The organism is Enterococcus sp. DIV0876, assembly GCF_050529585.1.
Taxonomy (GTDB): Bacteria; Bacillota; Bacilli; order Lactobacillales; family Enterococcaceae; genus Enterococcus_D.
Genome location: NZ_CP172882.1, coordinates 1 through 13,839 on the forward strand (window position 1 = coordinate 1; position 13,839 = coordinate 13,839).

A 13,839-nucleotide genomic window follows, 5' to 3' on the forward strand; every position below is an offset into this window, starting at 1 on the left:
ATGCCATCTGCTGATTCTATTTGGCAAGATCTGCAAAGATCCTTTAAAGAAGAATTAAATCCAGCAAGTTATAGTGCTTGGATCGAAACTGCCAATGTCTTGTCTTTTGAAAAAAATCAGCTGCTGATCGAAGTACCCAGCGATCTTCATAAATCTTATTGGGAAAAAAATCTAGCTGCCAAAATCGTTGAAATGGGATTTATGAGAACTGGTGAAGAATTGATTCCTAGTTTTGTGACTGTTGAAGAAGCAGAAGCGTTGAAAACACCTGCGGCTTTACAAAAAAACAGCACGCCTGAACAGCCGCCTAAAACCATTTTGAACGAAAAATATACATTTGATACCTTTGTCATCGGAAAAGGCAATCAAATGGCCCATGCTGCTGCCTTAGTCGTTGCTGAAGATCCTGGGTCTATTTATAATCCCCTTTTCTTCTATGGAGGCGTTGGTTTAGGTAAAACCCATTTGATGCACGCGATTGGTCATCAAATGCTGTTAAAACGACCAACAGCCAAGATCAAATATGTCAGTAGTGAAAACTTTACCAATGATTTCATCACCTCGATCCAAAAAAATAAAATGGAAGATTTTCGCAATGAATATCGAAATGTTGATCTTTTGCTCGTCGATGATATCCAATTTTTAGTGAACAAAGAAGGAACCCAAGAAGAATTCTTTAATACATTTGAAGAATTGTACCGCAACAATAAACAGATCGTTCTGACCAGTGATCGTCTGCCCAATGAGATCCCTACTTTACCAGAACGATTGGTTTCCCGCTTTGCTTGGGGATTATCCGTAGATATCACACCGCCTGATTTGGAAACACGGACAGCTATTTTACGCAAAAAAGCCGAAGCAGAACGGTTAGAGATTCCTGACGATACGTTAAGCTATATTGCCGGACAGATTGATTCCAATATTCGAGAACTTGAAGGAGCACTCGTCAGAGTTCAAGCTTTTGCGACCATGAAAAATTCGGATATCACCACTAGCTTGGCAGCTGAAGCGATCAAAGCACTCAAATCAAGTCATGGTTCTACGCAAGTATCTATTTTACAGATTCAAGAAGAAGTGGCTAAATATTACCACATTCACGTCACTGACTTAAAAGGGAAAAAACGCGTCAAAGGAATCGTCGTTCCACGGCAAATCGCTATGTTTCTTTCAAGAGAACTCACAGATAGCTCATTGCCAAAAATCGGCGGTGAATTTGGTGGGAAAGATCATACTACAGTCATTCATGCCCATGAAAAAATTCAACATCTCGTTGAAACAGATCCCACGATCAAAAATGAAATTGCAGAAATCAAACACATTCTCTTTAGCTAAGCTGTGGATAATAAAAAAGAAAAGACAAAAGTTGTCCACAAGTTATTCACAGGCGTTTTCGTTGATGCTATCACGTTAAACTAAAGTTATCCACATTACTAACAAGCCTATTACTACTATTACTTTTATTTAATAACTATAAATTAAAGGAGTCCCGTTATGAAACTAACTTTAAACCGCTCAGAATTCATGCAAGAACTACAAACTGTCCAACGTGCGATTTCAACAAAAACAACGATCCCGATCTTAACTGGTGTCAAAATCACATTAACAGACCAAGGCTTGACATTGACAGGCAGCAATGCCGATATTTCGATTGAAACTTTTTTGAGTGCTGATAATGAAAAAGCCCAAATGAAAATCGAACAAACTGGTGCAATCGTATTGCAAGCCCGTTTCTTCAGTGAAATCGTTCGTCGCTTACCAGAAAATACGTTAACGTTAGAAGTTTTGGAAAATAATCAAGTAGCAATCACTTCAGGAAAAGCCAATTTTACCGTCAATGGTTTAGATGCAGATAGTTATCCACATTTACCAGTTGTTGAAAGTCAAAATGCAATCGAGATTCCTGGCCATATCTTGAATAAAATCGTCAGTGAAACGGTCTTTGCTGTATCTCAACATGAAAGTCGGCCCATTTTAACTGGGGTTCATTTTGTTCTTGAGGACCAAAAACTATTGGCTGTCGCAACCGATTCTCATCGATTAAGTCAACGCGTGATTCCTTTAGACAGCGGTGATACAGCATTTAATATTGTGATCCCTGGAAAAAGTTTGACTGAACTTTCTCGTTCATTGACAGATGAAGAAGAAGCGATCCAAATCAGTATTATGGATAATCAAGTGTTGTTCCAGACCAATACAATGAAATTTTATTCACGCCTATTAGAAGGAACGTATCCTGATACCAATCGTTTGATTCCTTCAAGTTTTAATACTGAGATCGAATTTTCAGTACCCGAACTATTACAAGCGATCGAACGGGCTTCATTGCTTTCTCATGAAGGACGTAATAATATCGTCCGCTTGGCTATTTCAGAAGAGGCAGTTGTGTTATATGGTAATTCGCCAGAAATCGGGAAAGTCGAAGAAGATTTAAACTTTACGTCTGTTACAGGTGATCCATTGGAAATATCCTTTAACCCAGACTATATGAAAGCCGCTTTAAGAGCCTTTGGTGATACTAGTATCGTGATTCGCTTTATCTCAGCGATCCGCCCATTCACATTAGAACCAACAGAAAGCAATGGCAACTTTATCCAACTGATCACCCCAGTGCGAACCAATTGATTTTCACTCATTTTGAAAATCATTGAAATACGCAATGAAAATGAATAAATCTATTAAAAGGGCTTAAAATCGTTTTTAAGCCCTTTTTTCTATTTTTGCTTGATTTTTATCTAAAAGGAGTAAGTCTTCTGAGAATCAAAAATATACCTATGAATTTGTTTTCTGAGGTAAAAAAGAGTATAATAGAAGTACACATTCTGTGACAGAATTGAGGGAAATTATGAAAAAGAAAATTTTTTTGGAAACAGAATACATGACCCTTGGACAAATGTTGAAAGAAGCCAGCATAATCGGCAGTGGTGGCCAAGCAAAGTGGTACTTAGCTGAACAAACTGTCTTGGTCGATGGCGAACCTGAAAATAGAAGAGGCCGTAAACTATATGCGGGAATGATGATCGAGCTGCCTGATGAGGGTACTTTTTTTATGGTCAAGAAAGAAGACAACGATGCGGCTGAATGAGTTGCAGATCAAAAATTATCGCAACTATCAAGAATTGCAGTTATCTTTCAATAAAAATCTGATTATTTTTTTAGGAGAGAATGCACAAGGTAAAACCAATATTCTTGAAAGTATTTATGTTTTGGCGATGACCAAAAGCCACCGGACCTCCAATGAACAAGAATTGATTCGTTGGGAAACGGAGGGTGCCTATATTTCTGGACTTGTAGATCGTGGGCGTTCGACGATTCCTTTGGAACTTTTTTTATCCAAAAAAGGGCGCAAAACCAAAGTCAATCATATCGAACAAAAGAAATTGAGTAGTTACATAGGACAATTGAATGTCATCTTATTTGCACCAGAAGACTTATCATTAGTCAAAGGGAGTCCGCAAGTCCGACGCAAATTTCTTGATATGGAAATTGGACAGATCGATCCAATCTATTTATATGATCTTGTCCAATATCAATCGGTCTTGAAACAAAGAAATCAATACTTAAAACAACTCTATGAAAAAAAACAAAGCGATGAAGTCTATCTAGATGTCTTGACTGATCAGTTGATCGATTTTGGCAGCAAAATCATCTTGGCGAGACAGCGTTTTGTGGAGCGTCTAGGCTACTGGGCCAATGCACTCCATCAAAAAATCAGCCAAGAAAAAGAAGTGTTGCAAATCGATTATTTATCAAATATTCCGGCAACCATCCAATCATTGCCAGAGATTCAGCAACATTTTGCGCAAGCATTGGCACAAGTCAAAGAACGAGAACGATTTCGACAGATCACTTTAGTTGGTCCGCATCGAGATGATCTAGATTTCTTGATCAACGAAAAGAATGTGCAGACCTTTGGTTCCCAGGGGCAGCAGCGCACCACAGCGTTAAGTGTTAAATTAGCCGAAATCGACTTAATGAAAGAAGAGACCGGCGAATATCCAGTCCTGTTGTTAGATGACGTGATGAGTGAGCTTGATGATTCTCGACAGCTGCATTTATTGGCGACGATCGAAGGAAAAGTCCAGACATTTCTGACAACTACCACATTAGACCATGTAAAAGATAAAATGTCTGTAGAAGCAGAGATTTTCTATGTAGAGCAAGGACATATCAAAGGAGAATAGACTGAATGACAGAAGAAGAAAAAAGTTTAGTTGAACGGGCCAAAGCCTATGATGCCAGTCAGATCCAAGTATTAGAAGGATTAGAAGCCGTTCGTAAACGTCCGGGAATGTATATCGGATCGACCAGCTCTGAAGGATTGCACCACTTAGTGTGGGAAATCGTAGATAATTCTATCGATGAGGCATTAGCTGGTTTTGCCACCAGCATAGAAGTAATCATTGAACCAGATAATAGCATAACAGTTGTCGATGATGGACGGGGAATTCCGGTAGGTATCCAAGCCAAAACTGGACGACCAGCTGTTGAAACCGTCTTTACGATTTTGCATGCCGGCGGTAAATTCGGCGGTGGTGGTTATAAAGTTTCTGGTGGGTTGCACGGTGTAGGTTCTTCCGTCGTCAACGCATTGTCGACCACTTTAGACGTGAAAGTCTACAAAGAAGGCAAAGTATATTATCAAGAATACCATCGTGGCGCGGTGGTGGATGATCTAAAAGTGATCGGTGAAACAGATCGTCACGGAACAACTGTCCACTTTGTGCCAGATCCAGAGATTTTTACTGAAACCACGGAATTTAATTTTGATAAATTAGCTACGCGGGTTAGAGAACTTGCTTTCTTGAATCGCGGGTTGAAAATCTCGATCGAAGATAAACGTAGTGAAAAACCTATTTTAAAAGAATACCACTATGATGGCGGGATCAAAAGCTATGTTGAACATTTGAATGCCAGCAAGACAGCTCTTTTCCCTGAACCAATCTATCTTGAAGGAGAACAGCAAGGGATCACGGTTGAGGTTTCTTTACAGTATACCGATAGCTACCACAGCAACTTATTGAGCTTTGCCAATAATATCCACACGTATGAGGGCGGAACTCATGAGTTCGGCTTTAAGACGGCATTGACGCGGGTAATCAATGATTATGCCCGCAAATCAAAAGTCATGAAAGAAAATGACGAGAATCTGACAGGTGAGGATGTCCGCGAAGGCTTGACAGCTGTTATCTCGATCAAGCACCCAGACCCACAGTTTGAAGGACAAACCAAAACCAAATTGGGGAATTCTGAAGTCCGGACTGTCACTGACCGTCTATTTTCAGAACACTTTACCAAATTTTTGATGGAAAATCCGAATGTTGGCCGCCAAGTCGTTGAAAAAGGTTTATTGGCTTCTAAAGCCCGTCAAGCAGCCAAGCGTGCCCGTGAAATGACACGACGCAAAGGTGCTTTGGAAATCAGTAATTTGCCTGGTAAATTGGCCGATTGTTCAAGTAAAGATCCTGAAAAATGTGAATTATTCATCGTCGAAGGAGATTCAGCCGGCGGTTCTGCAAAACAAGGACGCAGTCGTGAATTTCAAGCGATTTTACCGATTCGCGGGAAAATCTTGAATGTCGAAAAAGCTAGTATGGACAAAATTTTAGCCAACGAAGAAATTCGTTCCTTGTTTACTGCGATGGGAACTGGTTTTGGTGCTGATTTTGATGTGTCCAAAGCGCGCTATCATAAATTGGTCATCATGACAGATGCCGACGTCGACGGTGCCCACATCCGCACCTTGTTATTGACACTCTTTTATCGTTATATGCGCCCCATTGTGGAAGCTGGATATGTTTATATTGCCCAACCACCATTGTATGGTGTCAAACAAGGAAAGAATATTCATTATATCCAACCAGGAAAAAACGCAGAACAAGATTTGAAAGATAAAATTGCGTCATTACCAGCAACCCCTAAAGCAACTGTCCAACGGTATAAAGGGCTGGGGGAAATGGATGACCATCAGTTATGGGAAACCACAATGGATCCAGAAAATCGGCTGATGCTGCGTGTCAGTGTCGATGATGCGATCGAAGCCGATCAAATCTTTGAAATGCTGATGGGAGATCGTGTAGAACCGCGACGCGCCTTTATTGAAGAAAACGCACATTACGTGAAAAACTTGGATATCTAGCCAATCGCAGAGGAGGAAACAGCTTGAGTGAAGCAAAACAAAATATTCACGACGTCAATTTGACAAGTGAAATGCGTGAGTCCTTTATCGACTATGCGATGAGTGTGATCGTGGCAAGGGCTTTGCCAGATGTACGTGATGGCTTAAAACCAGTTCACCGCAGAATTTTGTACGGGATGAACGAATTAGGTGTGACGCCAGATAAACCCCACAAAAAATCAGCCCGGATCGTCGGTGATGTCATGGGTAAATATCATCCCCATGGCGATAGCGCAATCTATGAATCAATGGTACGGATGGCGCAGTCATTTAGTTACCGTTACATGCTTGTTGATGGCCATGGAAACTTCGGTTCCGTCGACGGTGACGGTGCAGCTGCCATGCGTTATACCGAAGCACGTATGAGTAAATTGGCGATGGAGATGCTCCGAGATATCAACAAAGATACCGTTGATTTCCAAAGCAACTATGATGATACAGAGCGGGAACCAGCAGTCTTGCCAGCACGCTTTCCGAACTTATTGGTCAACGGAACCACAGGGATCGCGGTTGGTATGGCCACCAATATCCCACCGCATAATTTGAATGAAGTGATCGCAGCCATTGATTTGTTGATGGAAAATCCTGAGGTGACCACTAGCGAATTGATGGAAGTTCTGCCCGGTCCCGATTTTCCCACCGGGGGAATCGTCATGGGAAAATCAGGCATTCGTCGTGCCTATGAAACAGGTAAAGGATCGATCACCGTTCGCGGAAAAGTTGAGATCACTGAAATGCCAAATGGCAAAGAACGGATTTTAGTAACAGAATTACCATATATGGTCAACAAAGCTAAATTGATTGAACGGATCTCTGAACTTCATCGTGACAAACGCATCGAAGGAATCACAGATTTGCGAGATGAGTCTTCTCGTGAAGGCATGCGGATCGTCATCGATGTCCGTAGAGATGTCAGTGCTTCAGTGATTCTGAACAATCTTTATAAAATGACTGCCCTACAATCGTCTTTCGGCTTTAATATGCTAGCCATCGAAAAAGGCGTACCTAAAATATTAAGTTTAAAACGTATTTTAGAAAACTATGTTGAGCACCAGCAAGAAGTCGTGACTCGTCGTACGCAATTTGACAAAAACAAAGCAGAAGCCCGAGCCCATATTTTGGAAGGCTTGCGAATCGCTTTGGATCATATCGACGAAATCATTGCCTTGATCCGTGCATCAGCCTCTGATGAGGTTGCCAAAACGACCATGATGGAACGTTTCGAATTATCCGAACGTCAAGCACAAGCTATTTTAGATATGCGTTTGCGTCGTCTGACTGGTTTGGAACGGGATAAAATCGAAAATGAGTATCAAGGATTATTAGAACTGATTGCTGACTTAACAGATATTTTAGCCAACCCTCAACGGGTATTGGAGATCATCCAAACAGAATTGCAGGAATTAGGACAACGATTTGGCGATGATCGACGTACAGAATTATTGGTGGGTGAAGTATTAAGTCTAGAAGATGAAGACTTGATCGAAGAAGAAGAAATCGTCATCACTTTAACCAATAATGGCTATATCAAACGGGTAGCAAATTCAGAATTTCGCGCACAAAGACGTGGCGGGCGCGGTGTCCAAGGGATGGGCATCCATGATGAAGACTTTGTTCGGACACTCATTTCCTGCTCCACCCACGATACGTTGCTATTCTTTACCAACAAAGGAAAAGTCTATAAAGCAAAAGGTTATGAAATTCCAGAATACGGCCGGGCAGCGAAAGGTATTCCTGTAATCAACCTGCTGGGCATCGATTCTAGTGAGCGCATTGAAGCAATCATTTCTGCTTCTGGCGGGCCACAAGAAGGACGCTACCTCTTCTTCACTACTCGATTAGGGATCGTCAAACGGACATCAGTGACCGCTTTTGCAAATATTCGTGCCAATGGCTTGATTGCGATTGGGTTGAAAGAAAATGATGAGCTTGTAAATGTGATCGAAACTCACGGGGAAGACAAAGTGATCATTGGTACACATAAGGGGTATTCTGTTACTTTCCAAGAAGCTTTGGTACGTGATATGGGTCGAACAGCTGCTGGTGTACGCGGTATCCGTCTGAGAGAAGAAGATTATGTTGTCGGTGCTGCTGTGATCAAAGAAGACAGTGAAGTCTTAGTGATCACTGAAAACGGCTATGGTAAAAGAACCAAAGGCTCTGAGTATCCAATCAAAGGCCGTGGCGGGAAAGGGATCAAAACAGCGAATATCACGCCTAAAAATGGTCCGCTTGCCGGTTTGACAACTGTTTCTGGAGATGAAGATATCATGGTCATCACCAATAAAGGGGTCTTGATCAGATTCAATGTATCTTCTGTTTCACAAACAGGACGCGCAACATTAGGGGTCCGTTTGATGAAGATGGAAAATGAGGCCAAAGTTGTAACGATGGCAACCGTTGAACCTGAACCAGAAATGGAAGAAGCCGCTATCGTTGAAAATGAACAAGTTCAAGACACTGCTTCTGGCATACAAGCCATTCAAGAACTTGCAGATAGTCAAGATACAGCAACAGAGAGTGAAGAATAGGCATTCTTCATTAGCGAAAACACTAAAGAATCGATCTCATACAAGATGAGATCGATTTTTTTGATCAAAGAACCAGACGTTTGCGTAATTCATTATGTAGGAGGCAAGATCGTCTACTTTCAGAAAAACAACTTGCAACTTGGGCGCAAAAAGTGTATAATAATTATTTGTGAGTAGTCTAACCAGGCCACTCTCTCTGCTCCTAGTCAACTAGGGGCCAAAGTCCACAGGGAGGTGAAAAATCAATGGAAAATACGAAATATGAAATTTTATACATTATTCGTCCAAACATTGATGAAGAAGCTAAATCCGCATTGATTGCACGTTTTGATTCAATCTTAACTGATAACGGCGCTGAAGTTATCGAGTCTAAAGATTGGCAAAAACGCCGTCTAGCGTATGAAATGGATGGATTCCGTGAGGGTATCTATCACATCGTTAAAGTTTCTTCTTCAACAACTGCAAGTGCAATCAACGAATTTGACCGTCTTGCAAAAATCAATGATGACATTATCCGTCACATGATTGTCAAAGAAGAAGCATAATATTGTTTCACGTGAAACAAAAGCGATGAGGAGATGATGAACTTTGATTAATAATGTTGTACTAGTAGGAAGATTAACCAAAGATCCTGATTTACGTTACACTTCTAATGGCACGGGTGTTGCAACTTTTACTTTGGCGGTAAATCGTAATTTTACCAATCAAAGCGGGGAGCGAGAAGCTGATTTTATCAACTGTGTGATTTGGAGAAAACCAGCTGAAACCATGGCAAACTATGCTCGTAAAGGTACATTGTTAGGTATTACTGGACGGATTCAAACCCGTTCTTATGATAATCAACAAGGTCAACGTGTATATGTAACAGAAGTCGTTGCTGACAACTTCCAATTATTAGAGTCAAGAAATGCTTCTGAGCAAAGACGGACATCTGACAATGGCAGCAGCAATAACACGTATAATTCAAACAGTTCTTCTGGATTTGGTAACAATCAAACCAATCAAACTCAATCCTCTCAACCATCAGGAATGCCAAATTTTGATCGCGATAACGCCGATCCATTCGGAAACGCATCAATCGACATTTCAGACGATGATTTACCATTCTAAGAAATTGATAGGAGGGAAATAGGATGGCACAACAAAGAAGAGGCGGACGCAAACGTCGTAAAGTAGACTATATTGCAGCTAACCATATCGAACATATCGACTATAAAGATATTGAATTACTAAAACGTTTCATTTCAGAACGTGGCAAAATTTTACCACGTCGTGTAACTGGTACAGGTGCGAAAAACCAACGCAAACTTACCATTGCAATCAAACGCGCACGTATTATGGGATTACTTCCATTCGTAGGCGAAGAATAAATCGATACCAAATGACAAGTTTCTTTTAGAAGCTTGTCATTTTTTTCTCTATTTTTTAAAAAGGTGTTATTTTATTGATAGTAATAATAACATTTATTTCGTTTTTCAGTAGTGGATTTTTAATATGAGCGTTTCACGTGAAACAATTTTTTGGACAATCGCCTAATTTCTTAAATTGTGGTAAAATAGAATGACGAAAGAGTATAATCTGGGAGAAAATATTGAGGGGTTAAACAATGGCAGCAATTGGGTTGATTTCAATTGATAATTACGATGATTTGATCGAGAAAAAAGATGACAAACAAGTATCTTATTTGAACTCTCTGATTACGACGCTTATTTCTGATTGGGCAAGTGAAAACAGTGTCTTTTATAAGCGTATCAATTCAGAACGGTTTCTTTTTGTTGCGAAAGATTCTGATATTGAAAGAATGAAAGAGGACAAATTTCAATTTTTGACTCGGGTGCGACAGGTCGCTGAAAAAAATGATTTGCCATTGACGATCAGTATGGGTATTGCCTATGGACAAGAATCTTTTGAGGTGATCGGAGAAGAAGCGCAAAACAATCTCGATGTGGCGTTAGTTAGAGGTGGGGATCAAGTTGTCTTAAGAGAAGCGATAGAAGATGCTAAGCCACAATTCTTTGGCGGTAATACGGATGGCACACCAAAGAGAACGCGTGTTCGTTCTAGAGCGATGAGTACAGCTTTGAAGAAGATATTCGCTGAAAATCAGCGCATATTTATTATGGGGCATCGGTATCCTGATATGGATGCGCTTGGATCAGCCTTTGGCGTTGCCTATATGGCGATGATGAGTGACAAAGAGTGTTACATTATCTTGAATGCCAAAGAAATCACCGCTGATATTGAGCGTGCCCTCGAAGAATTAAAGAAATATCCTGATCTTGAACGATTAGTGATTTCAGATGAAGAAGCAATCGATCTGTCGAATGACGAAAGTGTTTTAGTGATGGTGGATTATCACAAACCATCGATGTCGATTTCTCAAGCTGTCTATGATGAATTTGATAAAATTGCTGTGATCGATCATCATCGTCGTGGAGATGAGTTTCCTGACAAACCATTATTGACTTATATTGAATCAACTGCTTCTTCGGCAGCAGAGTTGGTGGCAGAATTGATTCAATATCGTGCAGCCCGCAAATCATTATTGCCTAAGTTTATCTCGACTGCACTTTTGGCAGGAATCTACGTTGATACCAAAAATTTCACAGTACGCACCACAGGTCGGACCTTTGATATTGCAGCTTATCTAAAGAATCAAGGTGCAGATACATCTTTGGTTCAATATATGTTGAGCACTGATTTAGATTCGTATCTTATGATCAGTGAGTTGGTGTCACGCAGCAAACATTTTAAAGAAGATATCGTGATTGCAACTGCTGATGAAGATCGGGTCTACGATAGTGTGACAGTGGCTAAAGCCGCGGATACATTATTGTCTATCAACGGGATCCATGCGGCATTTGTGATTACGAAACAACCAGGCGATTTGATTGGGATCAGTGCCCGCAGTACCGGCAAAGTAAATGTACAAACCGTTATGGAGAGCTTGGGCGGCGGTGGTCATTTCACGAATGCAGCGACCCAGATCAAAGGCAGCAATATCGATGAAGTGGAACATCGATTGCGTAATGAATTAATCAATCATGATCAATAACAAGGAGTGACAAAGATGAAAGTAATTTTCTTACAAGATGTCAAAGGCAAAGGGAAAAAGGGAGATATCAAAGAAGTCCCTAACGGCTATGCGCAAAATTTCCTGATCAAAAACAATTATGCGAAACCAGCCAATAATGAAAGTATGGCTGAATTAAAAGGCAAGCAAAAAGCCAAGGAAAAACAAGATGCTGAAGTATTAGCTGAAGCCAAAGCATTGAAAGAAGTCCTTGAAAAAGAAGAAACAATCGTTAAAATTCAGGCCAAAGCAGGCGAAGACGGCCGATTATTCGGTTCGATCCCATCTAAACAAATCGCCGATGCGTTAAACAAACAATATAAAATCAAATTGGATAAACGCAAAATTGAGTTGGATCAGCCAATTCGTGCATTAGGCTTTACCCAAGTACCAGTGAAGATTCATCCGCAAGTGACCGCGACTATCAATGTTCATACGGTGCAAGAATAAGGGAAAGACCCAACAGTCAATTGTTGGGTCTTTTTCAAAGAAGTTATCATAGAAGGTACCTTGTACTTTACTTGGTTATCTTGTAGAATAAATGGACACTAGATGAGGAGTAAAAAGGTATGAATGAAGCGTGGCAGAACCAAATCCCTCCACAAGATATTGAAGCGGAACAAGCGGTACTCGGTGCCATTTTTTTAGACGCTGAAGCGATCATTGATGCAATGGAAGTCATTGCACCGCAAGATTTTTATCGCCGCAGCCATCAAATCATTTTCCAAGCAATGATTCAATTGAATGATCGCAGTGAAGCAATCGATTTGATTACATTAAAGGCAGAAATCGAAAAAAGCAGCAGTCTTGAAGATGTCGGCGGCTTAACGTATTTAACTGAACTCAGCCAAGCCTCACCTTCAGCTGCTAGCATTGCCTATTATGCCAAAATCGTCGATGACAAAGCAACATTGCGTAATTTGATTCAAACAGCCAGTCGGATCGTTACACAAGGTTTTGAACAAGATGAAGACGTCCAATCAATCATTGATCAAGCGGAAAAAAGTATTTTAGAAGTATCCGAAAAACGCAATAGCAATGGTTTTCAATCAATCGCAGATGTATTAAATCGTACAATTGAAAATATCGATCAATTGGCTCAAAATAATGAAGAAATCACAGGCTTGCCAACAGGCTATCCGGCATTAGACAAAATGACTGCTGGTCTGCAAAAAGAAGAGCTGATTATTCTGGCTGCCCGCCCTGCCGTTGGTAAAACAGCATTTGCCTTGAATATCGCGCAAAATGTCGGCACCAAAACGGATCGTTCTGTGGCTATTTTTAGCTTGGAAATGGGTGCTGAATCATTGGTCAATCGGATGTTATGTGCCGAAGGGTCGATTGAAGCGGGACATTTGCGAACAGGGCAATTATCTGAAGAAGAATGGCGTAATTTGATCGTAGCGATGGGTAGTTTGTCGAATGCCAGTATCTATATCGATGATACACCCGGGATCAAAATTTCAGAAATTCGTGCACGTTGCCGCAAATTGGCGCAAGAAAAAGGCAATCTTGGCTTGATTTTGATCGATTATCTGCAATTGATTGAAGGAACAGGTCGCGAAAACCGCCAGCAAGAAGTATCAGAGATCTCTCGGCAGCTCAAAAAACTGGCGAAAGAATTGAAAGTGCCAGTTATTGCCCTTTCCCAGTTGTCTCGGGGCGTAGAACAACGGCAAGATAAACGTCCAGTATTGAGTGATATCCGGGAATCAGGATCGATCGAGCAGGATGCGGATATCGTTGCCTTTTTATACCGTGATGATTACTATCGCAGTGAAGAAGGTGATGATGACAATCAAGAAGAGCAGCAAGACAATAATGTCATTGAAGTCATTATCGAAAAAAACCGGAGCGGTGCCCGAGGAACTGTCGAATTGCTGTTTATTAAAGAATATAACAAGTTTTCTTCGGTCTCTCCTCGTACCGACTTTGGGTAAATGGTGCATGAGATAGTGTTTAATGTAAGATTTTGTCAGTTGAATGACGTCGGACACACCTCTTTAGAAAAGAGTGTGTCTTTTTTATTCGTTTTTAAATGCTATTTTTTTTTATCATCG

Annotated in this window: 12 protein-coding genes; all 12 read left to right on the forward strand. The window is 40.8% G+C overall.

Features of this window, described 5'->3' with window-relative positions:
- The 12 genes from dnaA to dnaB all read left to right on the forward strand — a co-directional run bounded on the left by dnaA (position 1) and on the right by dnaB (position 13,719).
- On the forward strand, positions 1 to 1,332 hold the full coding sequence (gene dnaA, locus IGI41_RS00005) for a chromosomal replication initiator protein DnaA (protein ID WP_430610531.1): 1,332 nt from the start codon (positions 1 to 3) through the stop codon (positions 1,330 to 1,332).
- A 159-nt stretch (positions 1,333 to 1,491) separates the two neighbouring features.
- Positions 1,492 to 2,622: a DNA polymerase III subunit beta gene (gene dnaN, locus IGI41_RS00010; RefSeq protein WP_430610532.1), complete on the forward strand. Its 1,131-nt coding sequence runs from the start codon at positions 1,492 to 1,494 to the stop codon at positions 2,620 to 2,622.
- A gap of 220 nt (positions 2,623 to 2,842) precedes the next feature.
- On the forward strand, positions 2,843 to 3,082 hold the full coding sequence (gene yaaA, locus IGI41_RS00015) for a S4 domain-containing protein YaaA (protein WP_430610533.1): 240 nt from the start codon (positions 2,843 to 2,845) through the stop codon (positions 3,080 to 3,082).
- A complete protein-coding gene (gene recF, locus IGI41_RS00020; RefSeq protein ID WP_430610534.1) occupies positions 3,069 to 4,181 on the forward strand; it encodes a DNA replication/repair protein RecF in 1,113 nt (370 codons plus the stop codon). The genes yaaA and recF overlap by 14 nt, the downstream gene beginning before the upstream one ends.
- A gap of 5 nt (positions 4,182 to 4,186) precedes the next feature.
- On the forward strand, positions 4,187 to 6,136 hold the full coding sequence (gyrB, locus tag IGI41_RS00025; protein WP_430610535.1) for a DNA topoisomerase (ATP-hydrolyzing) subunit B: 1,950 nt from the start codon (positions 4,187 to 4,189) through the stop codon (positions 6,134 to 6,136).
- A 71-nt stretch (positions 6,137 to 6,207) separates the two neighbouring features.
- The gene (gyrA, locus tag IGI41_RS00030; protein WP_430612880.1) at positions 6,208 to 8,706 is read left to right on the forward strand and encodes a DNA gyrase subunit A; all 2,499 of its coding nucleotides are present in this window, start codon (positions 6,208 to 6,210) and stop codon (positions 8,704 to 8,706) included.
- A 245-nt stretch (positions 8,707 to 8,951) separates the two neighbouring features.
- On the forward strand, positions 8,952 to 9,251 hold the full coding sequence (rpsF, locus tag IGI41_RS00035; protein ID WP_054116884.1) for a 30S ribosomal protein S6: 300 nt from the start codon (positions 8,952 to 8,954) through the stop codon (positions 9,249 to 9,251).
- Between the two features lie 43 nt (positions 9,252 to 9,294).
- Positions 9,295 to 9,816, forward strand: a complete 522-nt coding sequence (gene ssb, locus IGI41_RS00040; RefSeq protein WP_430610536.1) for a single-stranded DNA-binding protein — start codon at positions 9,295 to 9,297, stop codon at positions 9,814 to 9,816.
- Positions 9,817 to 9,839: 23 nt separating this feature from the next.
- Positions 9,840 to 10,076: a 30S ribosomal protein S18 gene (rpsR, locus tag IGI41_RS00045; protein ID WP_005226367.1), complete on the forward strand. Its 237-nt coding sequence runs from the start codon at positions 9,840 to 9,842 to the stop codon at positions 10,074 to 10,076.
- A gap of 236 nt (positions 10,077 to 10,312) precedes the next feature.
- Positions 10,313 to 11,761, forward strand: coding sequence for a DHH family phosphoesterase (locus IGI41_RS00050; RefSeq protein ID WP_430610538.1), 1,449 nt, complete (start codon positions 10,313 to 10,315; stop codon positions 11,759 to 11,761).
- Between the two features lie 15 nt (positions 11,762 to 11,776).
- On the forward strand, positions 11,777 to 12,229 hold the full coding sequence (gene rplI / locus IGI41_RS00055) for a 50S ribosomal protein L9 (RefSeq protein WP_430610539.1): 453 nt from the start codon (positions 11,777 to 11,779) through the stop codon (positions 12,227 to 12,229).
- Positions 12,230 to 12,348: 119 nt separating this feature from the next.
- Positions 12,349 to 13,719, forward strand: coding sequence for a replicative DNA helicase (dnaB, locus tag IGI41_RS00060; protein ID WP_430610540.1), 1,371 nt, complete (start codon positions 12,349 to 12,351; stop codon positions 13,717 to 13,719).
- Positions 13,720 to 13,839 lie beyond the last annotated feature (120 nt).